Source organism: Cohnella sp. GCM10027633, assembly GCF_042675445.1.
Classification (GTDB): domain Bacteria; phylum Bacillota; class Bacilli; order Paenibacillales; family Paenibacillaceae; genus Cohnella.
The window spans coordinates 823,020-848,461 of record NZ_JBHTGV010000001.1; the positions used below are offsets into that span (position 1 = coordinate 823,020).

24 protein-coding genes are annotated in these 25,442 nt (G+C 58.7%); 3 read left to right on the top strand and 21 right to left on the bottom strand.

The genetic code is table 11. The features are described 5' to 3' along the window. Nucleotides 1-135: 135 nt before the first annotated feature. The 10 genes from araA to ACFQZG_RS03775 all read right to left on the bottom strand — a co-directional run bounded on the left by araA (nucleotide 136) and on the right by ACFQZG_RS03775 (nucleotide 11,779). Nucleotides 136-1,620 carry an L-arabinose isomerase gene (gene araA, locus ACFQZG_RS03730; protein WP_378150057.1) on the bottom strand — a complete coding sequence of 495 codons (1,485 nt, stop codon included), beginning with the start codon at nucleotides 1,618-1,620 and terminating at the stop codon, nucleotides 136-138. A 461-nt stretch (nucleotides 1,621-2,081) separates the two neighbouring features. Next, nucleotides 2,082-2,486 (bottom strand): hypothetical protein, encoded by a 405-nt coding sequence (locus ACFQZG_RS03735; protein WP_378150059.1) that lies wholly within the window; start codon nucleotides 2,484-2,486, stop codon nucleotides 2,082-2,084. Nucleotides 2,487-2,493: 7 nt separating this feature from the next. Further along, nucleotides 2,494-3,681, bottom strand: a complete 1,188-nt coding sequence (locus ACFQZG_RS03740) for a hypothetical protein (RefSeq protein ID WP_378150061.1) — start codon at nucleotides 3,679-3,681, stop codon at nucleotides 2,494-2,496. Between the two features lie 323 nt (nucleotides 3,682-4,004). Next, complete coding sequence (locus ACFQZG_RS03745; RefSeq protein WP_378150062.1) at nucleotides 4,005-4,244, bottom strand: DUF3892 domain-containing protein; 240 nt, start codon at nucleotides 4,242-4,244, stop codon at nucleotides 4,005-4,007. Between the two features lie 197 nt (nucleotides 4,245-4,441). Continuing rightward, nucleotides 4,442-6,631, bottom strand: coding sequence for an alpha-galactosidase (locus ACFQZG_RS03750; protein WP_378150063.1), 2,190 nt, complete (start codon nucleotides 6,629-6,631; stop codon nucleotides 4,442-4,444). Nucleotides 6,632-6,737: 106 nt separating this feature from the next. Further along, complete coding sequence (locus tag ACFQZG_RS03755) at nucleotides 6,738-7,151, bottom strand: DUF6232 family protein (RefSeq protein WP_378150065.1); 414 nt, start codon at nucleotides 7,149-7,151, stop codon at nucleotides 6,738-6,740. 163 nt (nucleotides 7,152-7,314) lie between these two features. Beyond that, nucleotides 7,315-7,743, bottom strand: coding sequence for an L-fucose mutarotase (gene fucU, locus ACFQZG_RS03760; RefSeq protein ID WP_378150067.1), 429 nt, complete (start codon nucleotides 7,741-7,743; stop codon nucleotides 7,315-7,317). 4 nt (nucleotides 7,744-7,747) lie between these two features. After that, entirely contained in the window at nucleotides 7,748-9,211 is a 1,464-nt protein-coding gene (locus ACFQZG_RS03765) for a rhamnulokinase (RefSeq protein WP_378150437.1), read from the bottom strand. 64 nt (nucleotides 9,212-9,275) lie between these two features. Beyond that, on the bottom strand, nucleotides 9,276-9,935 hold the full coding sequence (locus tag ACFQZG_RS03770) for a class II aldolase/adducin family protein (RefSeq protein ID WP_378150068.1): 660 nt from the start codon (nucleotides 9,933-9,935) through the stop codon (nucleotides 9,276-9,278). 53 nt (nucleotides 9,936-9,988) lie between these two features. Then, nucleotides 9,989-11,779 carry an L-fucose isomerase gene (locus ACFQZG_RS03775; RefSeq protein ID WP_378150070.1) on the bottom strand — a complete coding sequence of 597 codons (1,791 nt, stop codon included), beginning with the start codon at nucleotides 11,777-11,779 and terminating at the stop codon, nucleotides 9,989-9,991. Between the two features lie 127 nt (nucleotides 11,780-11,906). Between ACFQZG_RS03775 and ACFQZG_RS03780 the strand changes: the two genes are divergently transcribed. After that, nucleotides 11,907-12,926: a LacI family DNA-binding transcriptional regulator gene (locus tag ACFQZG_RS03780; protein ID WP_378150071.1), complete on the top strand. Its 1,020-nt coding sequence runs from the start codon at nucleotides 11,907-11,909 to the stop codon at nucleotides 12,924-12,926. 69 nt (nucleotides 12,927-12,995) lie between these two features. Continuing rightward, nucleotides 12,996-13,421 (top strand): hypothetical protein, encoded by a 426-nt coding sequence (locus ACFQZG_RS03785; RefSeq protein ID WP_378150072.1) that lies wholly within the window; start codon nucleotides 12,996-12,998, stop codon nucleotides 13,419-13,421. Here the strand turns inward: ACFQZG_RS03785 and ACFQZG_RS03790 are convergent. The 4 genes from ACFQZG_RS03790 to ACFQZG_RS03805 form a co-directional block, all read right to left on the bottom strand. Continuing rightward, a complete protein-coding gene (locus tag ACFQZG_RS03790; protein ID WP_378150073.1) occupies nucleotides 13,411-13,713 on the bottom strand; it encodes a hypothetical protein in 303 nt (100 codons plus the stop codon). The genes ACFQZG_RS03785 and ACFQZG_RS03790 overlap by 11 nt on opposite strands. A gap of 192 nt (nucleotides 13,714-13,905) precedes the next feature. Then, a complete protein-coding gene (locus ACFQZG_RS03795) occupies nucleotides 13,906-14,490 on the bottom strand; it encodes a nitroreductase family protein (RefSeq protein ID WP_378150076.1) in 585 nt (194 codons plus the stop codon). Nucleotides 14,491-14,543: 53 nt separating this feature from the next. Continuing rightward, the gene (locus tag ACFQZG_RS03800; protein WP_378150078.1) at nucleotides 14,544-16,424 is read right to left on the bottom strand and encodes an ABC transporter ATP-binding protein; all 1,881 of its coding nucleotides are present in this window, start codon (nucleotides 16,422-16,424) and stop codon (nucleotides 14,544-14,546) included. Then, nucleotides 16,421-18,157 carry an ABC transporter ATP-binding protein gene (locus ACFQZG_RS03805; RefSeq protein WP_378150080.1) on the bottom strand — a complete coding sequence of 579 codons (1,737 nt, stop codon included), beginning with the start codon at nucleotides 18,155-18,157 and terminating at the stop codon, nucleotides 16,421-16,423. Before ACFQZG_RS03805 ends, ACFQZG_RS03800 begins: the two co-directional genes overlap by 4 nt. 185 nt (nucleotides 18,158-18,342) lie before the next feature. On the opposite strand from ACFQZG_RS03805, the gene ACFQZG_RS03810 reads away from it, so the two are divergent. After that, on the top strand, nucleotides 18,343-19,083 hold the full coding sequence (locus tag ACFQZG_RS03810) for a spermidine synthase (protein WP_378150082.1): 741 nt from the start codon (nucleotides 18,343-18,345) through the stop codon (nucleotides 19,081-19,083). 13 nt (nucleotides 19,084-19,096) lie between these two features. Here ACFQZG_RS03810 and ACFQZG_RS03815 read toward each other — a convergent pair whose 3' ends face one another. The 7 genes from ACFQZG_RS03815 to ACFQZG_RS03845 all read right to left on the bottom strand — a co-directional run bounded on the left by ACFQZG_RS03815 (nucleotide 19,097) and on the right by ACFQZG_RS03845 (nucleotide 25,420). Beyond that, on the bottom strand, nucleotides 19,097-20,674 hold the full coding sequence (locus ACFQZG_RS03815; protein WP_378150083.1) for a helix-turn-helix domain-containing protein: 1,578 nt from the start codon (nucleotides 20,672-20,674) through the stop codon (nucleotides 19,097-19,099). Nucleotides 20,675-20,807: 133 nt separating this feature from the next. Beyond that, the gene (locus tag ACFQZG_RS03820; RefSeq protein ID WP_378150085.1) at nucleotides 20,808-21,863 is read right to left on the bottom strand and encodes an ABC transporter substrate-binding protein; all 1,056 of its coding nucleotides are present in this window, start codon (nucleotides 21,861-21,863) and stop codon (nucleotides 20,808-20,810) included. 209 nt (nucleotides 21,864-22,072) lie between these two features. Continuing rightward, nucleotides 22,073-22,363: a DUF3817 domain-containing protein gene (locus tag ACFQZG_RS03825; RefSeq protein ID WP_378150087.1), complete on the bottom strand. Its 291-nt coding sequence runs from the start codon at nucleotides 22,361-22,363 to the stop codon at nucleotides 22,073-22,075. Nucleotides 22,364-22,478: 115 nt separating this feature from the next. Further along, complete coding sequence (locus ACFQZG_RS03830; protein ID WP_378150089.1) at nucleotides 22,479-22,802, bottom strand: hypothetical protein; 324 nt, start codon at nucleotides 22,800-22,802, stop codon at nucleotides 22,479-22,481. Between the two features lie 112 nt (nucleotides 22,803-22,914). Continuing rightward, complete coding sequence (locus ACFQZG_RS03835) at nucleotides 22,915-23,460, bottom strand: DUF6036 family nucleotidyltransferase (protein WP_378150092.1); 546 nt, start codon at nucleotides 23,458-23,460, stop codon at nucleotides 22,915-22,917. 90 nt (nucleotides 23,461-23,550) lie between these two features. Next, complete coding sequence (locus ACFQZG_RS03840) at nucleotides 23,551-24,501, bottom strand: RluA family pseudouridine synthase (protein WP_378150093.1); 951 nt, start codon at nucleotides 24,499-24,501, stop codon at nucleotides 23,551-23,553. Next, on the bottom strand, nucleotides 24,494-25,420 hold the full coding sequence (locus ACFQZG_RS03845; RefSeq protein ID WP_378150095.1) for an ArsR/SmtB family transcription factor: 927 nt from the start codon (nucleotides 25,418-25,420) through the stop codon (nucleotides 24,494-24,496). The genes ACFQZG_RS03840 and ACFQZG_RS03845 overlap by 8 nt, the downstream gene beginning before the upstream one ends. Nucleotides 25,421-25,442 lie beyond the last annotated feature (22 nt).

The window sequence follows — 25,442 nt, forward strand, 5'->3', positions numbered from 1 at the left end:
CTGGTTGCTTCTTCCATCATAGACCCGCGGCCGGCGGCAAGGTGTGACGAAGATCACTGCGAATATAAAAAAGACATCTCGCCGCCGCGCGTCAACGCGCCAGCTTCGAGATGTCCCATCGGAATTCTTATCGGCTTACTTCCAAGCGACGCTGCTCCAGCGCAGCTCGTTGCGGAACTGGTTCGGGTTCGTGTTCTTGTCGATGACGACGCACTCGATGCCCGCGATCTCCGCGAAATCGAGCATTTGCTCGGTCGTAGCGGCGAACGAGTAGACGGTATGGTGCGCGCCGCCGGCGAGAATCCACGCTTCCGCCGATTGCTGCAGCGACGGCTGCGGCTTCCACAGGACGCGCGCGACCGGAAGCTTCGGCATCGGCTTGTCGACCGCTACGCCTTCCACTTCGTTGACGATCATGCGAAACCGGTTGCCCATGTCCACGACGGACACGTTGATCGCCGAACCGCCTTTGCCGTCGAACACGATGCGCGCCGGATCGGCTTTGCCGCCGATGCCGAGCGGATGCACCTCGATGCGCGGCTTGCTCGCCGCGAGCGTCGGACACACTTCAAGCATATGCGCGCCGAGCACGAGCTCGTTGCCCGGCTCGAAATGGTACGTGTAATCTTCCATGAACGACGTGTCTACGCCGCCGGCGATAATCTTGACGAGTCGCGTCAGCGCCGCCGTCTTCCAGTCGCCTTCGCCCGCGAAGCCGTAGCCTTGCTGCATGAGCCGCTGAACCGCGAGGCCCGGCAGCTGCTCGAGTCCGTGCAAGTCCTCGAACGTCGTCGTGAACGCCGTGAAGCCGCCTTCTTCGAGGAACGACTTGAGCGCGATCTCGATACGCGCTTGGTAAGCGATCGCGTCGCGAACCGGTCCCGGATTGCGTCCCGCTTCGACGATATCGTACTGCTCCGCGTATTCGCCGAGCAGCGCTTCGACTTGCGCTTCCGTCACCGCGTTGACTTTGGCGACGAGGTCGCCGACGCCGTAGCCGTTAATCGACCAGCCGAACTTGATTTGCGCTTCGACTTTATCGCCTTCCGTTACCGCGACTTGGCGCATGTTGTCGCCGAACCGCGCGATCTTGAGCTGCTGGCTCTCCGCGGACGCGACGGCCGTGCGTTGCCAGCCGCCGACGCGAGCGCGGACTTGCGGGTCTTGCCAGTGGCCGACGACGACTTTGCGGGCGATGCCCATGCGCGCGCCGATGAAGCCGTATTCGCGGTCTCCGTGCGCCGCTTGGTTCGTGTTCATGAAGTCCATATCGATCGAATCCCATGGGATATCGCGGTTATATTGCGTGTGCAGGTGAAGCAGCGGCTTTCGAAGCTGGGATAGGCCCGCGATCCACATCTTGGCGGGCGAGAACGTATGCATCCAGGTGATGATGCCCGCGCAGCTCTCGTCGGAGTTCGCGTCGATGCACACTTGGCGGATTTCGTCCGGCGTCTTGACGACCGGCTTGAATACGATCGGGAACGGAATGTTAGCGGCGGCGCTCAGTCCTTTGGCGATCTCCGCGGAGTGCGCGGCGACCTCTTCGAGCGTCTCCGGTCCGTACAAGTGCTGGCTTCCGGTTACGAACCAGAATACGTAAGGCTTCAATTGCAGCATGGTAGTTCCTCCTATGAAAGTGATGGATGATTAACTTGTACGTACATGATCACATGGATATTTTACTGCTAGTTCGGCGTTTTTACAATATAGTATTGCAGAAGGTTGCTATGTTGTACATACGAGTTGTGGATGAGGTTCAGGCGGCCTTATCGTCACTATCCCGTCGGGTCAGGCGCGTGCGTCGACCGTATGCGGTACGCTATGGTCACTATCCCTTCAGGTCAGGAAGACGCCCGGACGTAATAACTCGGTGGGAGCGAGTCACCTAAGCGGAACTTCCAGTGTTGCTCATAACAGCTCGACGGAAGTGAGTTGAAACACAAAAACAAGCCGTTTATGTTCGAGTCTGACCATAAACGGCTTGTTCAATCAACGCCCTAGTGTTATTTTAAGGTTTAAAATGTAAGCGTAGACGCACTTAAAAGCGCATGGGACGCAATCTTTTCTTCGGAAAAAGATTAATCATAAACGATATATACTGTGCTTCCATTAATCCTTGCTTGTTCTAAAAACTGTATAATCTCACGTGCAACATCAGGAAGTACGGGGACGATATTCGGTGATGCTTCAGCAGCCTTTACATCCACGCTTTGTAAATGAAATGACTTAAACAACTGAATTGTAGCATCTAGTTGTGTTACTTCCCAAGGACTTTCCTCGTACCAACCTTCATGAACGTAATATTCATGCAAGATACCATTCTTGTAAGATTCATACTGGCACATTAAATCCATAATGGTGTCAAAGTAACCAGTCCACAATTTAAGAACCTGTCTTTCATTCGTCATTTCATAGACAAAAGCAATTTCAGGCTCGCCTTCAAAACCTGTATAGTAGGCAGCATTAACGAATTCCGTTTTCATGCATACATTACTCCTTCCAATGCCCTTTGTCTAGAATCCTAACTTGTTCCGGAGTAGCGGTTTCCGCTTTTCTGGCGGCAATTGCATCATACCATTTATACCCCTCGACCCATTCATTTTCTCCAATCTTAAAGTAGGATTGCGGCTTATTCCCACCACTACCTGGAATTGTTCTTTGAATAACCCAGGTGTTTCCTTGATCTTCAGGTGCTCCAGAAGTTCTAGTGTGCCATCTTACTTCGTATTTGTACGTTCCGTCATTCCATTTGTAAGTTAATTGTTCATAACCATCAGCCATTGACTTTGTCTTCATGGTCGCGTTCTCTGGTATTTCGATTGGTGCTCTCCGGGAATACTGCTTAGCTATAGCTAATTGCTCGTCAGCACTCATATCCGAGAAAGTTTTTTTAGCTTTAGGCGACGCTTCCGGTAATCCTTTAGGCTGTTTATCTCCCTCCGGCTTCGGAGACGGCTTCGTAGGCTCCGGCTGCGCATGTACTTTCTCCGGTGCATCCACGTGAACGATCCGCACGCCACGTCCCTCTCTGACGATCCTCGTTCCTTTCGCCAACTTCGCGACCTTGTCGACCCCCTTGGTCCCAACGACCGCTAACGCGACTTCGCTGATCATCCGGCCGAACCATCTGCCGCGGCTATCCGCGTCTCCGTTCGCGACTTCGTTCGTCCAGGAATCGGATACCGCCTTCCATATTCCTTGCGCCGTCTGAAGCGGATGCTTCACGACATAGACGAGCCCCTGCACCGTCTCGATCGGATGGGTCACCATCGTCCATATTCCTTCGACTGTACCGATCACTGCTTCGGCAGTCCCTTCCATGAACCCGGTCACTCCATGCGCTGCTGCCTGCAAGCCGTCCCCGATCTTCTCCCAGATCGACTTTTTCTTCTTATAGTCAAACGGGTGTTCCTTGGCTTTATCATCCGCTTGTATGTAGGATTGCAAACCATGTTCGATAAAATCATATAACGCTTCGAGCTGATTTTCTACCCTCGTCAGTCTCGATCCCGCGCGGCTCATCCGCGAATCGGTGCCTCTTCGCGCTGCGATGCGGCCGTCGATCCGTTGCCGAGTCGATGACAGTTGCTGTCCCTCGTCCTTGATCTTACGGTACGCGCTCTTGAAGCTCCGGTGTTCGGCCTGTACGCCGTTCACGTCGATTCTAATCTGCGACAAGTTGATTGCCTCCCTCCCGTGGCTGTCGTTTCGGCTAACCGGATACCACGATTCGCATCGTTTACCGACTAACCACACCGGAGATCCAGTTATACCCATTTTATATGAGTTTTCGACGACATCCTATACACTGTCCGCGAAACGTCGGAATTCGACCGCGAAATGACACAATTGCTCAATAGTTGGTCTTTCACAAGTCTCATAATGTGAGTTGTCGGCCTCGAAATGGTTTGGACAATGGCCAAGATTTGTGTTAAGGGAACTCAGAGCAAAAAAACGACCCCGACCGAGGATCATCCTCTGCCGAAGCCGCTTTGCGCCGATTAGAAAGTCGGCAAGTTATCGAGATTGTTGTCTTCGCGACCATCCGGATTCGAGCGTAGGTGCTCGTCGCCGTCGCGGCCTTTGAATACGTTCACGTTGTCGATCTGGTTCGCCTTCGCCATCTGCTGCGCTTCCTTGTACCCGACGACTTGGCCGTTCGACAGTTGCAGCTCGGTGATGTCGCCGTCGCCGTTTTTGCGGACCGCCGTCACTTGGGCCCGTTGTTCGTTGTTGTCCATGTCATCCACCTCCGTGGCGTAGTGTTCGCACGAAGGGGCGATCCGATACATGGCCGCCCTCTGACTCGAAGGGATAGTGACGATATGGATCAGTATCCTCTCAATCCTGACTCAACGGGATAGTGACGGTAAGCGCGCCTCCCCCGCATCCCCTGACTCAACGGGATAGTGACGATAAGGCGCGCGACGCACCGATCTTACACCTTAACGAACCGCCACGTATGGCTCTGGAAGTCCCCGCGAAGCCCGGGAACCGGCAACCCCGCATACAGGAGCTGATCGCCGCCGTATACGGTATCCGTTCCGACGAGGCGATACTTCGCCTGCGGATCCAGACCCTTGAACCGCAGCCAATCGAACGGCGCGTTCGGCTCGGCGAGCACCTGCACGTAGACGGCGAACGCCTCCGTTCCGTCCTCGGACACCGTCATCCAAGCGGTGTCGTTGCCCTCGAACGGGCTGCGCAGCCGGTAGAACGTGCCGAACTGTACGAGATGGCGAGCTTCCTTGTACTCGACTACTTGCCGCTTAACCTCTTCTTTCTCTTCGTCGGACATTTTCGTCAAATCGAGCTCGAAGCCGAAGTTGCCGGACATCGCGACCGCTCCCCGCGTACGGAGGGACGTGATCCGGTGCACCTGGTGGTTAGGTACGGCGGTAACGTGCGCCCCCATCGTGCTGATCGGGTACACGATGCTCGTGCCGTATTGAATCCGAAGCCGGCTGATCGCGTCGGAATTATCGCTCGTCCACGTCTGCGGCATGTAATGCAGCATGCCCGGATCGAAGCGCCCGCCGCCGCCCGAGCAGCTCTCGAACAGAATGTGCGGGAACGACTGGGTGATCGTCTCCAGCACGCGGTACAGCCCGAGCATGTAACGATGCGCGGTCTCGCGCTGGCGTTCAGGAGGAAGCAACGCCGAGCCGATCTCCGACATGTTCCGGTTCATGTCCCATTTTACGTACGTAATCGGAGCGCTCCGCAAAATCTCGCTGACGGACTCGATGATGTAATCGCACACGTCCGCGCGGGACAAGTCGAGAATGAGCTGGCTGCGCGCCTCCGAACGGCGGCGGCCTTCGACGTGCAAGCACCAATCCGGATGCGCGCGGTACAGGTCGCTGTCCGGCGACACCATCTCCGGCTCGAACCAGAGACCGAATTGCATATCCAACCGGTTCACGCGCTTCGCCAAGTCTTCCAAGCCTTCCGGAAGCTTGTTCAAATCGACCTTCCAGTCGCCGAGCGAGCTATTGTCGCTGTCCCGCTTGCCGAACCAGCCGTCGTCGAGCACGAACAACTCGATGCCCAGGTCGCTGCCCGTCTTCGCGATCTGCTCGATCTTGTCCGCGTTGAACCCGAAGTACGTCGCTTCCCAGTTGTTCACGAGCACCGGACGCGTGCGGTCGCGGAACTCGCCTCTGCACAGCCGCGTGCGGTAGAGCCGGTGATACGTACGGGACATTTCCCCGATCCCTTCGCCGGAATAGACCATCACGAGCTCCGGCGTCTGGAACGTCTCGCCGCTCTCGAGCAGCCAGTTGAAGTCGAACGGATTAATGCCCATCGAGACGCGCGTCGTATGGAATTGATCGACTTCCGCCTGTGCGACGAAGCTGCCGCTATAGACGAGGCTGAAGCCGTAGGCTTCGCCGTGATCTTCTCCCGCGCCCGGCGACAGCAGCGCGATGAACGGATTCTGCTGATGGCTGCTCGATCCGCGGCGGCTCTCGACCGAAGCCGTGCCCGGCGTCAAGCGGCGGCGGTACACGTCGCGCTCACGCGCCCACGCGCCGGACAGCTGCAGCAGCTCGAAGCGATCGCGGCGGAAGTCGACGCTGCCGCTAAGCGCGCGAAGCAGACGAATCGGCTTGCCGCTCGCGTTCACGAGCTTGACCGATCTCGCGATCGCGTCGTGCGAAGCGAACACCGTATAAGAAAGCACGGCTTCGAGTCCCGCGTAATCGTCGCGAAGAGTAAGCTCCAGCGTCTGCGCTTCGTCGTCGCTCTCCGCGTACGTCGACGGCAATCCTTCCAACGCGGGCTTTCCCGCGAAGATGCGATGGCTCTTGTAGAGCAGCTCGGTAATCGTCGTTCCGTCGGCAAGCTGCGCTTGGTAGGCAGGATGGCGCAAGTCGCTGCCGCCGTAAGCCGGGTATTCCTGCGGCAGCGTATCGAACGAGATCGACCGGTCGTCCGGGTACGGATTCGGACAGAACGAAGAGCGCTCTTGGAGCTCGAGCATGCCCGTCCAAGGCGCTTCCGAGACTTTGCGGCCCCAATACGCGTGAACGAGAACACCGTCTTTTATCAATTGAATCACATAGCTTGTCTTAGGGGTTTGCAGATGGAATACGCGTTGCAGTTCATCGAACAATATCGGCATAATAAAGCCTCCTATAGCCTGTATGAGAATACGCTATCCCTCATTATAGGCGCCGGAGGCTATTATTCCTATATCGTAATCTTCGCATGCGTATAAGAAAATGAAACTACAACGCCTGCCCCAATATGTTGCGGTATCTCGTCTCGACCATCGCGCGGCTGAAGGCGTTCGCCAAGCTTTCCAAGTACGAGTAATCGGTAGATCCGACCGACTCCCTCTCTCCGGAAGCGAAGACGACCGTGAGCTTGTGCACGGGCTTGCGAAGGAAGTAGTTGAGCGAGGAGCCGATCAACCCGAGGAAGCCGAGCAACGCGACGTAACCGTGATACGGGTAATCCCACCCGAGTCCGCCGACGATCAGCAAGACTTCGAGAACGAGCAACGTGTACGGAATTTCCCTCTTCGTCTTGACCAGCCGGATCGAGGACAGATGCGCCATGGCGAATCTGGCGCCGCCGGTAATGAACAGGTCTTTCGTGAGCGTGAAGTTGGCGTCTTTGTAGATCGGTTGATGGTCCACTCGCATACCTCCTCTTGTCTATCGTTGTTATTTCGACGCCATAATGGAAATCCCTACCTTGAAAGCGTAACGATATGGATAAAATTTCGCCCGGAGACGAGAACGAAAAGGACGGCCCGAGCGGCTTGCGCCGTCGACCGTCCTAACGTATGCGAGACTTATGTTACTTGATGACGCCCTTCTTCAATATCAAGTTCGCGTACAGCGCGCCTTCGCCCGTGGCGACGACGGCGTACGCTTGCTTCGCCCGCTCGTAGAACGCGAACCGTTCGACGTGCTCGAACGGCTCCTCGAAGCCGGAGCGGCGGGCGATGATCTCCCGGTACGTCTCCCAGATCGGCGTCTCCACCGTATCTCCGGGAACGACTTGCATGAGCGCCGCCGGCTTGACCGCATATGGATCGAGCGGGAACAGCGCGAGAATCGCTTCCAGCAGCTCGGGCATCGCATGGCCGTCCGCGCGGACGAGCCGCTGCGCGTGGCTCGCGCCGGGGAAGTTGCCGTCCGCGAGCACGATCTCGTCGCCGTGCCCCATCTCCATGAGCACCTTGATCAGTTCGGGCGAGATGAGCTTGGATATTCCAATCAACATGCGGTTAGTTCCCCTTCCCGAGCGTAATGAATCGTTCGTAGGCTGCGGCCCAAGCTTCGCCGCCCGCCGGTTCGTACGTCTCGACCGGGAACGAAGCCTCGACTAACCGCCGCGCTTCCTTCAAGTCGGCGCAACGCCCCGTCGCGATGAGCTGCGCGAGCATATTGCCGATGGCGCTCGCTTCGACCGGCCCCGCCCATACGGGACGACCGAGCGCGTTCGCCGTGAATTGGCACAGCAAGCGGTTCTGGATGCCGCCTCCGACCATATGAAGCCCTTCGAACGTTCTGCCGGTCAATCGCTCCATCTGCTCGATCGCCTGCCGGTATCGAAGCGCGAGGCTTTCCAGGATGCAGCGAGCGGCTTCTCCCGGCGTCCGCGGCGCGGGCTGACCGGTTTCCCGGCAGTATTCGCGAATGCGCGACTCCATGTCGTCCGGAGGGAAGAACCGGGCATCGTCCGGCTGGACGAGACTACGGAACGGCTCCGCCGCTTCCGCCAAGCCGACGAGCTCGCCGAAGCCTATCTCGTTACCGGCTTCGTCCCACTCGCGCTTGCACTCCTGCAGCAGCCATAGGCCCATGATGTTCTTCAGAAGCTGATACGTGCCGCCGACGCCGCCTTCGTTAGAGAATTCGAGCGCCATCGTCTCGGGCGTCAGCAGCGGCGCATCCAGCTCGGTCCCCAGCAGCGACCACGTGCCGCACACGAGGTACGCGAACGGTTCGTCTCCCGCGGGAACGGCGGCGATCGCCGATTCCGTATCGTGCGTGCCGACCGCGACCGCCTGGACGGAGGGAACGCCAAGCTCGTCTTGCACGGCGCGAGTCAGCGGTCCGACGATCGTTCCCGGTTGAATCGGATCAAGGAATAGGTGAGAAGGAATGCCTAACCGGTCCATCAACTCGGTATTCCAACGTTGCTCGGCCGGATGGAACAGCTGCGTCGTCGTCGCCATCGTGAACTCGCACGCCTTGACGCCCGTCAGCATGTACGCGAGCAGGTCGGGCGTCAGCAACAGCGTCTTGGCGATATCGAGCTTAGGCGAACCCGCCTTGCGCATCGCGTACAACTGGTAGACCGTGTTGAACGGCATGAACTGCAGGCCGCCCTGCTCGAACAATCGCTCCTTGCCGATCAGCGAGCCGACTTCCTCGATCATGCCGTCGGTATGGGGATCGCGATAATGGTACGGATTGCCGACCAGCTCCCCGTTCGCGTCGAGCAAGCCGAAGTCGACGCCCCACGTGTCGATGCCGAGCGTCTCCGGTTCGTAACCGAGCTGGAAAGCGAGACGGATGCCCTTCTTGATCTCCCGGAGCAACCGAAGGATGTCCCAGTGCAGATGGTCGCCCACCTGGATCGCGTAATTCGGAAATCGATGAATTTCCGTCACTTCCAGCCGGGCTACGCCGTCATCGCCGGTCTTCAATTGCCCGATCAATGCCCTGCCGCTGCTCGCGCCCATGTCGAAAGCAAGAGCGGCCGTATTCGTCGCAAGCTTCGTCACCTGTCACACCTCGCTTACGCGATTATTTCATTTTTTGCAGCAGCTGAATGCGGTAAGCTTCGCTCTCGAGAGAGGCAATCTCCTCGACCTCGTCCTTCGTGAGCACCTTCGGTTCGCGAATGGCGGAGGAGATCAAATAGATCTTGGCGCTCTCTTCGACGACTTCGGTTCGGTAATACGCTTCGCGAAGATTGCGTCCCGTCGTCACGAGCCCGTGATTGCCGAGCAGAATCGAGCTGTGCTCGATCTTCTCCACGACGGCATCCGCGAGCTTGTCGGTCGTCGGCAGCACGTAATCGACGTACACCGTCTTGCCGACGAGCGCGGCTTGGTCGGGGAACATGATCGGCAAGTCGCGCTCGACGAGCGTGAACGCGATGCAATACGGCGGGTGCGTGTGCACCATGGCGCCGATGTTCGGATTACGCCGATAGGCGTACAAGTGCATCAGCACCTCGGAAGACGGACGCAAGCCGATGTCCGTAATGGCGCCGGTCTCGATGTCGACTTCGACCCATTGCTCAGGCTTGATCTCGTGAAGGGCGAAGCCGCTCGGGGACAAGTACATCTTGCCTTCGTGGCGCGCGCTGATGTTGCCTCCAGGTCCGACGACGAGCTTGTTCGAGACCGTCAACTGGGCGTAATGGCATAATTCCTGGCGAATCGCTTCGCTATTGCTCATGAATGAGTGCCTCCGATCATCCGGCGGCCTAGGCCGGCCGCCGGGCGCTTAGTTTATTTGTATAGCGGTCCGAAGTTGTCGCATGCGCGGTAGTCCGCGCTCTCGGAATCTTGCGTGCCGAACAGGCCCCATGCGCGCGGACGGAATACGCGATCGGACGGCACGTTGTGCATGCACACCGGTATGCGCAGCATCGAAGCGAGCGTGATCAGGTCGCCGCCGATATGGCCGAAGCTGATCGAGCCGTGGTTCGCGCCCCAGTTGTCCATGACGTCGTACACGCTCTTGAACGAGCCTTCTCCGGTCAAGATCGGCGCGAACCAAGTCGTCGGCCACGTGGAATCCGTACGCTTGTCGAGCGTATCGTGCACGTTGTCCGGCAGTTCTACCGAGTAGCCTTCGGCGATCTGCAGCACCGGCCCGATGCCTTTGACCAGGTTGAGGCGGGACATCGTCATCGGCATGCCGCCGCGCGTCAGGAAGTCGGAGGAATAGCCGCCCCCGCGGAAGTATTCGACCGACGCCGGGCGCCAGCTCGTCGCGTCCAGACACTTCTGCGCTTCTTCCTGGCTGATTTCCCAGAACGGCTTCATCGCCGGCTTGCCGTCCTTCGTCTGCTCGCCCGTGCCGTCCAACGTCGCGGGACCGGAGTTGATCAAGTGAAGCAAGCCGTTCTCGCCGAGACCCGTCAGCTTGTGGCCGGTCACGCGCTCGACGGAAGCCGGGCTCCAGTACGTCCGCACGTCCGCGAAAATCTGCGCCGTGTTCGTCAGCAAGTTGCCGAACAGCATGACCGCGCCGTTCAAGCTGTCGTTCTCCGTCGCCACCATGTAAGGCGCGCGAATGCCGTTCCAGTCGAACGAGGAGTTGAGCATCGCTTCCATGAAGTCGCCGTTCGGGAAGTGGTCCGTCCATTGGCGTTGGCCTTGGAAGCCGGATACGATCGCGTTATGGCCCATCGCCTCTTCGCCGAAGTCCAGCTCCGCGAGCCTCGGGTTGCCGACCATGAGGTCGCGGGCGATCAGCGTCATCTTAACGACGGTCTCCCAGTCCTTGTCCTTGCGTTCGCGCGTTGTTTGGATGGAAGGCGGATTGTTGTCCGGCCCTTCCTTGCAGTTCTCCTTCACCCAAGCGAGCGCTTTCTCGTATTCGACGGGATCATAGATGCCTTCGTCCATGCGGCGTACGAATTCGGACATGTCCACGTACTCCGTGCGGAGGCCGAGGTATTCTTGGAAGAACGCGTCGTTGACGATCGAGCCCGCGATGCCCATCGAGACGGAACCCATCGACAGGTACGATTTGCCGCGCATGTAAGCGACCGCTAAGCCTGCCTTCGCGAAGCCGAGAAGCTTGCCCTTCACGTCCTCCGGAATGTCGGTCGTGCCCGCGTCCTGCACGTCCTCTCCGTAGATGCCGAACGCCGGAAGACCCTTCTGCGCGTAAGCGGACAATACCGCCGCCAAGTATACCGCGCCCGGACGCTCGGTGCCGTTGAAGCCCCATACCGCCTTCGGAATCGACGGATCCATGTCCATCGTCTCGGTGCCGTAACACCAGCAAGGCGTGACTGTGATCGAGACGCCTACGCCTTCCTTGGCGAACTTGCTTGCCGCCGCCGCGGATTCCGCGACGCCGCCGATGCAGCTGTCCGCGATAACGACTTCCACGGGCGCGCCGTTCGGATATCTAAGGTTGTCGGTCAGCAGCTTCGCCACCCCGATCGCCATGTTCATCGTCTGGTCCTCGAGCGATTCGCGCACCCCTTTGCGTCTGCCGTCGATCGTCGGACGAATGCCGATCTTAGGGAATCCGCCTTGCCATCTGAAGCCGTTGTCTGCCATTGTCGCAAACCTCCAATAGAATGAATAATGTTACCGATAACATTAACCTAACAGTGAAAACGCTTGCTGTCAATCGCAAGTTTCGTTATAGTGGAATCCATAAGATTGCAGACAAGGAGCGCCTTTTATGGTTACGATCTACGATATTGCGGCCAAAGCCGGCGTCTCCGCGATGACGGTATCCAGGGTTATCAATAACACCGGCAAAATCAGCGACAAGACGCGAGCGAAAGTCCGCCGCGTGATGGACGAGCTCGGCTACGTGCAGAACCAAATGGCCCGAAGCCTCGTGCTCCAGCAGAGCAACCTGCTGTTCCTGCTCATTACGGACATTACGAACCCTTTCTATACGACGCTGGCGAGGGGAGCCGAGGATGCGGCGAAGAAGCACGGCTATCGGCTTCTGTTCGGCAACTCCGACGAGAGTCTCGATAAGGAAAAGGATTATCTGGATACGATTCTCGCGACGCGCGCGGACGGCGTGCTGTTCGCACCGACGGGCGACGCGTCGCTGCCGCACCTGGAGACGCTGCGCAAGCACGGAGTCCCGTTCGTGCTGCTCGACCGCGAAGTACCGGGCATAGGCGCGGATATCGTGCTCGGGGACGGCAAGGAAGGCGCGCGCCGGCTCGTCGACCATCTGGCTTCTCTCGGGCATAAGCGGATCGCGCTGATTAACGGCTCGAGTCACGTATCGAGCGCGCGAACGAGGCTCGAAGGCTATCGCGAGGCGTTGAAGCTGAACGATCTAGCCTACGACGAGCATTACGTGCTGGAGACGGCGTTCGAGCCGCGCAGCGACCTGTCGGCGATCGACGACTGGCTTCGCGGGATGAATCCGCCGCCTACCGCGATCATGGCGGGCAACAACGTGCTCGCGGTCGAGGTATTCCGCACGTTGTCGGCGCAGGGCAAGCGCGTCCCGGAAGACGTGTCGCTCGTCTGCTTCGACGATCTCGGACCGCTGTCGGACGTCAATCCGTTCCTGACGGTCATCGCGCAGCAAGCGTATCAGTTCGGCTACTTGGGCATGCAGATGCTCGTCGATCGGATGAAGGAACGCGGAGATCCGCCAATGCCATGGAAGAAGATCGTGCTGCCCGCGGACATGATCGTTCGGCGTTCGGCGGTCGCTTGCGAGGAGTAATGGGGCGGCGGAGTTCGATTCGCAACCAAAATAAGGATCTTCACGTCTAATCCCATGGAGGTGTTATCCATGAGATTACAAGCGAAGGCCCTTCTATTAATATGGACTTGCGCGATGTTACTATTGTCCGGCTGCATGTTCGGCGATCCTCCGCTCCCTCTCGTCGCCGCGGGCAAGACGAAGGTACCGGTGACGCAGAACAGCTATTGCTGGGGTAATAAGTGCGCGGACTACGCCGATGCCAAGTCGCAGCTCGAGGAGAAGAAGGCCACGACCGTTCCTCCCGGGGTTGAGCTGAAAATCCGGTATTCCGGTTCGGACCCGAAAACGCTGCAAGCGAGCATGCAAACGCAGGATGGAACGTTCCATGGAGCCGAGATTAAGGACGGCGTAGTTAAAGCCCCGTTGGAACCCGGCGTGTATTATTACGCGATCCACGGATTCTGGAAGAAAGGCGATTCGGCGGGGACGTTCAAGATCGAGGTTAAACCGTGAAGGCCATGATTACGCCAAAGATCGTCGAGGAAGCGGCCATGATAGCCACGCTGCCGATTAGCAGCAAAATGCCTTTCCACTCGCTGGGCTTCACGGTGATCAACGGGATGCCGATCGCCGCGTTGCCCGCCGCGTAAACGATCCACCTCGCCTTCGTCATTCGGAAGTCCGCGTTCAGCCAGCGATTTCTGAATACTTCGAGCGCAAGCGCGACGACGAAGCTGATCAGGAGATACGTCGATAATTGCGCCCTATGTTCGAGCAAAGAGCGATCTATAATGATGTAAGACACGAGGAACCATGTTGCATAGGGAAGCAAATATGCGGCTCTAACGATGATGTTCTCTCCTCTGTGTTTACGTATTAGGCTACGATCCTAGCATACATCACCTCCTTGAATTTGGAAATCCGAATGAGACTCCCGTAACTAAAAATCGCCGCTACTCGGCCAATAGGCCGGATAGCGGCGTTTCTTCATCCCAAATTAGTTCTCGATCCAGCGCGTCTTCTCGGCGCCCGGGATCCGCTTGCCGGCATGCAGCGCGAGCTCCGGATACCCGACGAAGACGATGCCGACGATTTCTTCATGCTCGGCCACGTCGAGCGCAGCCTTCATCGCCGGGTGATAGGCCGGATCTCCGGTACGCCAGACGGCAGCTAGGCCTACGTCGTGCGCGGTCAGCAGCAGGTTCTGCACCGCCGCGTGCGTCGCCGCGAATTCTTCCGCGCGGATCGCTTTCGGATTCGAAGACGGCGAGCAAATCGCCGCGATGACGACCGGAGAGCGGTACGCCTTGGCGATTTCCTTGCCGATGCGTTCTTGGCGCTCTTCCTCCGGCAGCGCTTCGATCGCGGCAGCCGAGTAGTCGACGTACGCCTGGCCGAGCACGCGTCTGCCTTCTCCCGTCATGACGATGAAACGCCAAGGTTCCGTGCCGTGATGGTTAGGCGCCCAGACGGCCGCCTCGATCATCTGTTCGATCAATTCCTTAGGCACGGCGTCTTGCTTCACTCTGCCAACGCTGCGCCGTTCTTTAATGACTCGTTGCAATTCGGACATCTCTTTCATTCCTCTCCCTCTCGTACCCTACCATCATCCGATGAATCGGCCCCTGCGTCAAGTCAGGCCGGACTCCTGCTCAGCCCGCCCGCGGCGAACTGGCTGTTGTACAGGTCCGCGTAGAATCCGCCTTTCGCGAGTAGCTCTTCGTGCGACCCTTTTTCAATAATGCTGCCTTGGTTCATGACCAGAATCAGATCGGCGTCGCGAATCGTCGACAGCCGGTGCGCGATGACGAAGCTCGTTCTCCCCTTCATCAGTTCGTGCATTGCCTTCTGAATGTAAGCTTCCGTCCGCGTATCGACGCTGCTCGTCGCTTCGTCCAAGATCAAGATCGCCGGATCGGCCAGTATGGCCCGCGCGATCGTGAGCAGTTGCTTCTGCCCTTGCGACAGGTTGGACGCTTCCTCGTTCAGCATCGTATCGTAGCCGTCAGGCAGCGTCCGAATGAAGTGATCCGCATGCGCGGCCCGCGCCGCATGCACGATCTCCTCCTCCGACACGCCGAGCCGTCCGTACGCGATGTTGTCGCGGATCGTGCCGTTGAACAGCCACGTATCCTGCAGCACCATTCCGAACAGGCTGCGCAGCTCGCCGCGCGTCATGCGCGTAATGTCGACGCCGTCGACGGTAATCGCGCCGCCGCTAAGCTCGTAGAACCGCATGAGCAGGTTGACGAGCGTCGTCTTGCCCGCTCCCGTCGGCCCGACGATGGCGACCGTCTGTCCGCTGCGCACGTCGATATTCATATGCTCGATGAGAGGCGCGCCTTCCTTGTAACCGAAGCTGACGTCGCGCAGCTCGACGCGGCCTTCCGGCGACTTCAGCTTCGCGGCTTCCTTCGATTCGGGCACTTCCTCCGCTTCGTCCAGCAGCTCGAACACGCGCTCGGCGGAAGCGATCGTCGATTGAATGACGTTCGCGATGTTCGCGGTTTGCGTCAGAGGCATCGTGAACTGGCGCGTATATTGGATGAACGCCTGAATGTCGCCGATCTTGATCGCTTGGCGCGTAACGAGAATGCCGCCGATGACGGCGATGGCCACGTACCCGATATTGCTCACCATGTTCATGAGCGGCATGATGGCGCCGGAGACGAATTGCGCGCGCCAGCTGGACGCGTACAGCCGCTCGTTCGTGTCGTCGAACCGGGCGACCGACCGGTCCTCTTGCCCGAACGCTTTTACGACCTGATGCCCGGTGTACATCTCCTCGACGTGACCGTTCAGCTTGCCGAGCTCCATCATCTGCGACTTGAAGTACGTCTGCGACTTCTTCGCGATGCCCCGTATGACGAGCACCGATAGCGGCAATGTCAGCAGCACGATGAGCGTCAGCAGCGGGCTGATCGTCAGCATCATGATGACGACGCCGATAATCGAGATCAAGGAAGTGATCAGCTGCGTCAAGCTCTGCTGAAGCGTATTGCTGATATTGTCCACGTCGTTGACCGCGCGGCTCAGAATTTCGCCGTGCGTTCGCGAGTCGTAATACTTAAGCGGGAGCTTGCCCAGCTTCTCGTTCACTTCGTTGCGCAGTCCGTACACCGTCTTCTGCGCTACGCCGGCCATGACGTACTGCTGAATATACGTGAACAACGAACTGATGACGTACAAGCCTATCAATAGCATAATAATGTTCGCGATCGGTCCGAAGTCGATGCCCGTCGTGCTCATGACCCCTTCGAACAGGTGCGTCGTCGCATGGCCGAGCAGCTTCGGGCTGAAAATCGAGAACGTCGTGCTAAGCACGGCGGTTACGAGGACGATGATAAGGTTCGTTTTATACGGCTTCAAATAGCCTGCGAGCCTGCGAAGCGTGACTTTGAAGTTTTTGGCTTTTTGGACCGGCATGCCCATGCCGCCCATGCCGCCGAAGCCGCCGCCCATCGGGCCTCTGCCGCCGCCCGGTCCGCCGGGCGGGCGCTGTTGTTGCTGGCTCATGCGATCTCCTCCTCGGACAGCTGCGAAGCTACGATTTCTCTATAGACCGACGAGCTCGCCATGAGCTCCTTGTGATTGCCGTTGCCGACGACTCGGCCGTCCTCTAGCACGATAATCCGATCGGCGTCCATGACGGTGCTGACCCGCTGGGCGACGATAATAACCGTAGAGCTCGAAGTCTCGCTTCTCAGCGCGTCCCTCAGCTTCGCGTCCGTCTTGAAGTCGAGCGCGGAGAAGCTGTCGTCGAACAAGTAGACGTTCGGCTTCCTGACGAGCGCGCGGGCGATCGACAACCGCTGCCGCTGGCCGCCCGAGACGTTCGTGCCGCCCTGCGCGATCGGCGTGGCGTAGCCTTCCGGCATGCCGCCGATGAACTCGGCCGCCTGCGCGACTTGCGCCGCGTGCGCGATCTCTTCCTCGGTGGCGTCTTCCTTGCCGAACCGAATGTTGTCCGCGATCGTGCCGGTGAACAACAGCGCCTTCTGGGGCACGAGGCCGATACGCGAGCGAAGCTGATCGAGCGTCAGCTCGCGCACGTCCGTTCCGTCGATCGTGACGCGGCCTTCGGCCGTGTCGTAGAAGCGCGTGATCAAGTTCAGCAACGTCGTCTTGCCCGATCCCGTACCGCCGATAATCGCGGTCACTTCGCCGGGGCTCGCGGTGAAGCAGATCTGCTCGACTGCCGCATTCTCCGCTCCGGGATAACGGAACGAGACGTTGTCGAACGCCACGACTCCGCGAGCAGTCACGGCATCCGCCCCCTCCTTCGAATCGAGATCATCCGGAATGACCGGCTCGGTCGCGAGAACCTCGTTGATGCGTACCGCCGAAGCGGACGCGCGCGGCACCATGACGAACATCATCGACAGCATCATGAGCGAGAACATGATCTGCATCGCGTACTGCAAGAACGCCATCAGGTCGCCGACTTCCATGCCGTGGCTTCGGATCCGCAAGCCGCCGAACCAGATGATCGCGATCTGCGAGAAGTTCAGGATGAGCATCATCATCGGCATCATGTACGCCATGATCTGGTTCACCCGGACGGCCGTATCGGTCAAGTCGGCGTTCGCTTCGTCGAACCGCTTGCGCTCGTGATCGCCCCGGTTGAACGAACGGATGACGCGGATACCGGTCAGATTCTCGCGCAGGACGAGGTTGAGGCGGTCGACCTTCTTCTGCATGACGCGGAAGTACGGAATCGCCTTGCCCGCGATCAAGTAAATCGTCAGCGCCAGAATCGGAATCGCGGCGACGAATATAAGCGACAGCTTCGCATCCTTCGATACCGCCATGATGAGGCCGCCGATGCACATCATCGGCGCCGCCACCATCATCCGGATCATCATGATCAACACTTGCTGCACCTGCGTAATATCGTTCGTCGTCCGCGTAATGAGCGACGCCGTCCCGATCTGATCGAATTCCTGCAGCGAGAACTTCGAGACGTGCTTGAACGTCTTGCTCCGCACGTCGCGGCCGAAAGCCGAGCCGATGCGCGAGGACAGATAGCTCGCCCCGACCGAGATCAGCGTGCCGACAGCGGTGACGAGCAGCATGAAGCCGCCGACTCGCCAAATATACGGCTTGTTGCCGGGGATGACGCCCTCGTTCACGATGTCCGCCATCAGCGTAGGCAAATACAGCTCGCAGAGCGACTGGATCAAGATCAGCAGCAGCGCGAGCGCGACCGTCCAGCGGTAGGGTCGTAGATATCGAAACAACTTCAGCACTTGCATCATCTCCGGATCAAGAATGGTAGTTCGTATTGTGCATATGTAAAAAACATCATATAAAGTTATTATGAACGGAATATGAACGGGATTGCAACCCGCGGCCGGCGATTGCCACCCGAACAAGCCGATGTTAGTATGCATGATATCGATAGCGAACGATACCTGGGCGGGGGAGATCGGCAGTGCATGTATTGGCGCGGGAGTCAAGCGAGCATAACGAAATAACGGTATACGAAACGGGCGAGCTCTACGGGGAGACCGGGAGGTTCCGCTGCATGCGGTTCGCGGACGATGCGGTTCAAGGGGCGATCGATCTCAGGCGGCCGGAACGCGTCGTCCTCGCCTACCAACGAGCCGTCATCGGCTTGTTGGAGGCGCTGCGTCCGGCGCTGCGCAGCTTGTTCGTCATCGGTCACGGCGTCGGAACGATTCCGATGCGCTTCGCGAACCGCAACGTCGTCGTCGCGGAGATCGATCGCGCGGTCGTCGAGCTGAGCAGAACCTATTTCGATTATAAGACGGATAACGTGAGGATCGGCGACGGCGGAGAATGGCTTGCGCGAGAAGACGACGGCGCATATGACGCGATCGTCGCGGATGCGTTCACGCGAGACGGGACGCCTCGGTCGCTGACGACGCCGACTTTCTTCCGTACGGCCGCGAGCAAGCTCGCTCCGGGCGGCGTTCTTCTATTCAACCTGTTCGGCAAGCCTCGGAACGACAAGCGGATCGGTTCCGTATACGCCGCGCTAGCGGATGCGTTCCCGCACGCGGCGGCGTTCGCGATGGCGGGAGACGACGAAGAAGGCAACCTCGTTCTCGTCGGCGGCCTCCGGGAATTCGGAGCGCGAGAGATCGAGATTGCCGGGTGTCGCCGGGTATCGATCGAACGGGGCTATGTCGCGAGGGATTCGCGCGGATGAACGATGCTGCCTCCTAAGCCCGAAGCCATTGAACGATCTCGTCAAGATGCTTGTCGAGAGTCACCGGATTGTAGCTCGCCCAGACATCGCTGACGACGTAGCCGCGACCTTGGCGAACCGCGGACAAGTCGCGCCAAGCCGGGTGATTAAGCAGCTTTCTTCCTTCCTCCGCGTCTTTCCCCCGTTCCGGCACGGCGAAGAAGACGCGGTCTCCCGCGTATTGCCCGATCGAGTCGACGGGAATCGGCAGCCACTTGGTGTTGCGGTCGGCGTCGATCAACGATTGGATGCCGCTCGATGGCTTGAAGCCGATGCCCTCATAGAGCGTATGGCCGAAGTGATGGCCTCCGTAGACGTACAGCTCGCCGGCATGGAACACGAACGCGGACGCCGTCTCCTCTTGCCCGATCGTGCCGCGCAGTTTGCGTCTCGTCCGCTCTGCCTTCGTCAAGTAAGCGGCGATCCACGCTTCCGCTTCGCGCTCTTTGCCGAACAACCGGCCCATGCCGCGCATCCGGGAATACACGTCGGCCTCCCAATCGATCTCGACCGTTGCCGCGACCTGCTTCAGGCGGTTCGTGACGGCGGTCGGGAGGAAGCTCGGGTAGACGATCAGATCGGGATTCAGGCTCATCAGCTGAACGTCGTCGAGATCGTCCCGAATGCCCTTGACGTCCCGCGCGGCTTCCGGGAACGCGCCGAGAACCGCGTTGTTCGCGCCGATCGGAGTAATGCCGAGAGCGAGCAGCTCTCCGAGATATTGTATGGAGCAAATCCGCGGTTCGGCGGACGAGCTCCTCGCGAATTGCGTAGGCGACATGCCCGTCGTCTTGCGGAACCTACGGCTGAAATAATATTCGTCCTTGAAGCCGACGCTGCCCGCGACATCGCCGATGCGGTTCGCGGAACCCGCCAGCAACCGCTTCGCGCGCTCGATCCTCACGTCCGTCAAGTAGCTCATCGGCGTATGCCCCGTTAACGTCTTGAACAGATGGCCGAATCGCCATCTGCTCATTCCGGCTTCCTCCGCCAGCCGCCCGATCTCGATCTCTTCGGCGTACGCGCGCCGAATGTAGGCGATCGCGCGCGCGATCGCGTCCCGGTCGGAACGCGGCTCCTCCGCCTCTTCCCTTGAACTCCGAAGCAATCCGCTCAGCAAGGACTGGAAGCGGATATGCTCGTCGAAAGCGTCAAGCGCGTTGCGTTCTTGATCCCGATCCGCAGCGCTCGCAGCCAAGAGAGACAGCGTCTCCTCGATTCGCGAGAATGTCTCGCATTCGTATAGTCGCGTTCGCCCGAACAGCCCCGCGTCGTCGCGCTCGACCTCGTAGGCAAGCCGATAGCCGAGCAGCGGCATGGCGCCGTCTCGCAGCGATACCGTCGTTCCCGGCGTCGCGAGCAAGATCGTGCCTCGCGCAATGCGTTGCTCGCTCCCGTCGACCCGCGCGCTTCCGGCGCCCTGCGAAATCGCCAGCAGCTCGTAGGATTCGGATAAGATATTCGTGTCCGCTCCGGCCTCGCTCTCCCATCGTTCGGCGCTCAGCAATCGTAAGACAGGCGGACAAGTATTTTTCTTTGCGTGGTTATGCATAAGGAATGATGTTCCCTTCCACCCATCCATAATTGATAATGATTATCATTAACAACGATTATAGCGGATCATCGCGCAAAAAAACAGACCGCCGGAAGCGAATGATTCGCTTCGGGGCAGCCTGCGCATGTCCTTACTTGGTCAATAGAGCCGGCATCTCATCGAGCAGCCAGTCGAGCGTAAGCGGATCGTTCATCGCCCAGCGGCCCGTAACGAGATAAGCTTTGCCGTTCTTCACGGCAGGCAGCGACTTCCACACCGCTCCGTTAACGACTTCCTCGAGAGCCTTCTTGCCCGCTTCGTCTTCGCCCGGCGTGACGAGGAAGATGCGGTCTCCCGCGTACTCCGTCAGCAGCTCAAGGGAAATTTCCTTCCACAGTTCGTCCGGCGCGTCCTTGAACAGCGCCTGCACCTTCTCGGGCACCGCGAAGCCGAGCGCGTCGTACATCGTCGGTCCGAGTCGTTGCTTATTGTAGATGTAAGCTTTGCCGTCCGTGTATACGACGAACGCCGACGCGGTCTCCCCTTCCGTCAGGAACGGCTTCACTTCCGCGCGCTTCTCTTCGCTCTTCTTCGTATAGCTCGCGATCCAGTCTTCCGCGAGCTGCGGCTGGCCGACGAGATCGGCGATCGTGCGCAGGTGCGAGAACGTATCCGCGCTGTAGCTTACCGCCACCGTCGGAGCGATCTTGGCCAGCGCGTCGATATCGGTCGCTTCCAAGAAATCCGGCACGACGATCAAGTCGGGCTTGAGCGACAACAGCTTCTCCAGGTTCGGCGCCAATCCTTCGCCGCCGACGTCTTCGATGCCCTGCAGCTGCTCTTCCGTCAGCGCCAGCTTCGCGTTCAAGAAGTTCGTGCCGAGGAGCGGCACGTTCAGCGCCGTGAACTCAGAAGCGTAATAATGCGCGACGATCCGCTCGGGCTTCGCCGGAATCTCGACCGTTCTGCCGAGCGCGTCCGTGACCGCGCGTGCCGACGGCGCATTGCTCTCCTCGGACGCGGAAGCGGACGGCGATGCGGCGGAAGCCGACGGCGAAGCTTGATCGGACGGGCTTGCGTTCGGCGAAGCGCCGTTGTTGCCGTTATTATTCGAGCCGCATGCGCTTAGCACCGCGGCGCACAGCAGAAGCGCGATCAGCGCGGCTGCCGGTTTTCTCGCGTGGAACGTCTTGCCGATGAATCTCATTTGCATAGCCTCCGTTTGATAATGATTCTCAATTAGGTCGTCCTTATCTTACTCCCTCGTCACGGGCCGTTCAATGGACATTTTCGGAGAAAAGGATGGACTTTTTGGGGGAAAGCGCTTCACCGGCCGGACAAGCGAAAGACGGCCTTGCGGCCGTCCGAGGGGTGTTGCGATTCAGAGGTTTGTTGCGCGACGCCTACTCCGACAGCCTATTCCCGTCCCCTAAGCTGGCGATCGAACACGAACGGCCCGAACGGCAGGAACGCGCAGACGAATCCGACGAGAGCCTGCAACAACGACAGCTTGCGAACGATAAGCGCGTTAAGCAGCGCCAGCACGTACAGCGAGAAGAAAAATCCGTGCGCGATTCCGACGACCGTTACCGCCTCAGGCACGTCCGCCCAATATTTAAGAGGCATAGCGATGAACAGCAATACTAAAAAAGACAACGCTTCGACCGTCCCGATCGCGCGCATGCGTCCGATTGGCGTGTTACCCATTGCGGCAAGCCCTCCGTTGATAAGATGAATCCTATCAACATCATAGCAAGCGCCACGGGACAAAGCTGTGAACGAACGGTGAATTCGTCGGCGGGTCTCGCCCCGCTCGAAGTCGTTATATCACGTCGGCCTCTTGCGAATACTGCACGGAGATCGCTTTTCTGAACGTAACGATAAACGTCCATACAAGCTTCTGCAAATCTTTGTAGTCTTCCGGGAGCGGTTCCGCGAACAGCTTCTTCTTGTCCGTCTGTCCAAGCAAGATGTCGCAAAAGCGATTTAGCATGAAGTCGTTGTATGGCAACCCGTTCAGCCGGATGCTTAACAGCACCCTTCGCATCGATTGCGCCGGGCTCTGCCACGGAGGATCGACAAAGCTTGTCTTCGCGAACGGAAGCAAATAGAGCAAGTATGATGCGCGATGATTGGATACGGACATTTGTTGAATTCTCTCGCATACCGCTTCCGCATTCAAAGATTCCACACGTACCCCGATCCATTTTCGCGCCAATTCGAAGACGTAATCCCGGAACGCACTCAAATAATCGTCCTCAGGAATGATCGCGCGCGGAATCATGGTGCCTCACCTCGGCATAATTGTTCTCAAGTTCATCGCTCCCGTTGAACCAGTGCTTGTTCCAATCGTGGAACATCGCATCCAGCGCTTGCGGATCGACGACGCTTTCCTTGATCATTTGAATCATATCCGCTTTATCTTTGTTGCGGAAAGCGGCCAACTTCGTGAACCAGATGTCGTGCGGATCGACGTACTTGACCAGCAAGCTTCTGTAATCCCGGTCTACCGGCTGCGCTCTTGTCTTGTAATCCGTAGGGAGATAAAAATAACGCTCGTCGAACACCTCAAGCCCATGATCCGCGAACACCCTCGAGAATCTGGATGGGATAATGTCGACGTCGTTGGAGCCCCGATTGTTCTTCCGTGCGAGTACAATAGCCGAATAACCGACGACGAACACTTCGATGATCGGTTGCCCCAGCAAATCATCGTCGACTTCTTCGAATAACCGAAGAATGCTCTCTCTGGTGACGTAAAGCTCATTGTCGCCGATAGATTCTAATCCGTCCCTATTATCCATAATGTACCTCCGGATAAGACCTAATCACGCTACAACATCAGTATAACATTTCCATTGTCGCGGTGACGAAGAAACGCATCCTCTCCCGCTCTACACCTTCAACCCGATCCTGTCAGCGACCGCCTTCATTTCCGCGGGCAACGGGGCTTTGAATTCGCGGCCCTCCGGCAATACGATGCGCCACGCGTGCAGCAATTGGTGGTTGACGTCCCCGTAGCGGCGTCCGCCGTACTTGATGTCGCCGAGCAGCGGGTGGCCGATGCTCTGGAAATGGGTGCGAATCTGGTGCGTCCGCCCGCTGACGAGCTCGATCTCAACGAGGGAATACGACGCGCCCGGCTGAAGCACGCGGTAATGCGTGATCGCCGTCTTCGTCTTGTCCGCGCCGCCGTGACGATCGGCGTCCGCGGCGCTCTTCACGACGTGCGTGCGGTTCGCCTTCTCGTCGCGGATCAAATCGCCGGACAACGTGCCTTCCCCCGTCAGGTGGCCTTCGACGATCGTGACGTAATATTTGCTCAGCTCGTGCTTCTGGATCCATTGGTTCAGCTGGTGCAGCATGCCCGCCGTCTTCCCGACGAGCACCAGACCGCTCGTGTTCCGGTCGAGCCGGTTCGCCGTCGCCGGCATGAACATCGGGCTGTCCAGCTCGCCCTTACGGTACAAGTACGCATGTACCCGATTAACGAGCGTATCCTTCTGGTCGGCTTGGTCCGGATGCGTCAGCATGCCCGTCGGCTTATTGACGATGAGCAACTCCGCGTCCTCGTAGACGACGTCGATATTGGCGTTGACGCCGACGTATTTCGTCTTCTTCTGCCCGATGCTCGCTTCCTTGTAAGCCTCTTCCTCGACGTAGATCGCCAGTTCGTCCCCCGCGACGAGCTCGTAGTTCTGGTTTTTGCGCTTGCCGTTCACCTTCACTTTGCCTTGATCGATCATCTTATAGATTTGGCCGAGCGGAATGTTCGGCATTAAATTCCGTAAGAACCGATGCAGCCGTTTGCCGCCCTCGGAAGCCGTCACTTTGCGGTTAATCATCGCTTGCTCTCCTCTTGCCGTAATAGACGCGTAATTGTACATCTTGATTATAGTTCCCGAAGCCCGCGCCGTACAACGTCATGCCCCCGACGTGCGCGGCGTCCTCCTCGACCGAGAAGCGAAGCGTCCAGAATCGGCTGTCGAGGCGCAGTTCGTCCATCGTGACGTCCGAGATCCGTTGCCCGTCCATGTACGTCCCCTTGTCGTTCACCCGCAGCGCTTTCCACAGCCCGTACTGGTTAATCGGCACCGCCCACCATTCCGGCGTATAACGTCCTCTCGTCTTGCCGAAGTCGCCGGGACTCGTCCATTCTCCCAGCCGAGTGCCGTTCAAGTAGAACCGAATGTCCGACGGCCACTGCTCGTTGGAGCTTTCCGCTTCCGAAGCGATCTCGAACGAGATCTCGATCTCCGTCGGACGCTGGCTGGCCAGCAAGTAATTCGGCACCGTATATTCGACGTATCCCCGCCCGAACCACAGGATCGATGCGTTCACCCGTTCCGGATCGAGAAAATAGCGCGGGTCGTCGTATTGCCCGATCAGCTTGTCCCTCGTCGCGAGGCCGCACGTCGGATACACCTCGAACGCGGTATAGTGCCCGACCGGAATGTGCTGCTCGTGATACGGCCGCTCCTCGGCCGGCGCCTGAGGCAGCGCGATCTCGATGCCGGACTCCGCGAGCATGCACATTTTGTGCGTTCCGCCCGCTTTGCGTACCATCTTCGTCTGCACGAGCCCGGCAGCCTCCAGCTTGCGGACGTGCATCGTAACGATCGCGCTGCTGAGCGCCGTGCGCTGCGCGATTTCCTTGACGTTCAGCGGCGATTCGGAGACGAGCTCGATGATGCGCAGCCGCACGTCGCTGGCGAGCGCTTCGTATAAGGGCAACCATTTGCGGTCCGTGTTCGCCTTGATCACAGGCATTCCTCGTTTCCATTCC

Excerpts from the sequence above, each read along its gene's own strand:
- araA (WP_378150057.1), bottom strand. The coding sequence starts at position 1,620 with ATGCTGCAATTGAAGCCTTACGTATTCTGGTTCGTAACCGGAAGCCAG.
- ACFQZG_RS03735 (WP_378150059.1), bottom strand. The coding sequence starts at position 2,486 with ATGAAAACGGAATTCGTTAATGCTGCCTACTATACAGGTTTTGAAGGC.
- ACFQZG_RS03745 (WP_378150062.1), bottom strand. The coding sequence starts at position 4,244 with ATGGACAACAACGAACAACGGGCCCAAGTGACGGCGGTCCGCAAAAAC.
- ACFQZG_RS03750 (WP_378150063.1), bottom strand. The coding sequence starts at position 6,631 with ATGCCGATATTGTTCGATGAACTGCAACGCGTATTCCATCTGCAAACC.
- fucU (WP_378150067.1), bottom strand. The coding sequence starts at position 7,743 with ATGTTGATTGGAATATCCAAGCTCATCTCGCCCGAACTGATCAAGGTG.
- ACFQZG_RS03765 (WP_378150437.1), bottom strand. The coding sequence starts at position 9,211 with ATGGGCGCGAGCAGCGGCAGGGCATTGATCGGGCAATTGAAGACCGGC.
- ACFQZG_RS03770 (WP_378150068.1), bottom strand. The coding sequence starts at position 9,935 with ATGAGCAATAGCGAAGCGATTCGCCAGGAATTATGCCATTACGCCCAG.
- ACFQZG_RS03775 (WP_378150070.1), bottom strand. The coding sequence starts at position 11,779 with ATGGCAGACAACGGCTTCAGATGGCAAGGCGGATTCCCTAAGATCGGC.
- ACFQZG_RS03780 (WP_378150071.1), top strand. The coding sequence starts at position 11,907 with ATGGTTACGATCTACGATATTGCGGCCAAAGCCGGCGTCTCCGCGATG.
- ACFQZG_RS03785 (WP_378150072.1), top strand. The coding sequence starts at position 12,996 with ATGAGATTACAAGCGAAGGCCCTTCTATTAATATGGACTTGCGCGATG.
- ACFQZG_RS03795 (WP_378150076.1), bottom strand. The coding sequence starts at position 14,490 with ATGAAAGAGATGTCCGAATTGCAACGAGTCATTAAAGAACGGCGCAGC.
- ACFQZG_RS03800 (WP_378150078.1), bottom strand. The coding sequence starts at position 16,424 with ATGAGCCAGCAACAACAGCGCCCGCCCGGCGGACCGGGCGGCGGCAGA.
- ACFQZG_RS03815 (WP_378150083.1), bottom strand. The coding sequence starts at position 20,674 with ATGCATAACCACGCAAAGAAAAATACTTGTCCGCCTGTCTTACGATTG.
- ACFQZG_RS03820 (WP_378150085.1), bottom strand. The coding sequence starts at position 21,863 with ATGAGATTCATCGGCAAGACGTTCCACGCGAGAAAACCGGCAGCCGCG.
- ACFQZG_RS03825 (WP_378150087.1), bottom strand. The coding sequence starts at position 22,363 with ATGGGTAACACGCCAATCGGACGCATGCGCGCGATCGGGACGGTCGAA.
- ACFQZG_RS03830 (WP_378150089.1), bottom strand. The coding sequence starts at position 22,802 with ATGTCCGTATCCAATCATCGCGCATCATACTTGCTCTATTTGCTTCCG.
- ACFQZG_RS03835 (WP_378150092.1), bottom strand. The coding sequence starts at position 23,460 with ATGGATAATAGGGACGGATTAGAATCTATCGGCGACAATGAGCTTTAC.
- ACFQZG_RS03840 (WP_378150093.1), bottom strand. The coding sequence starts at position 24,501 with ATGATTAACCGCAAAGTGACGGCTTCCGAGGGCGGCAAACGGCTGCAT.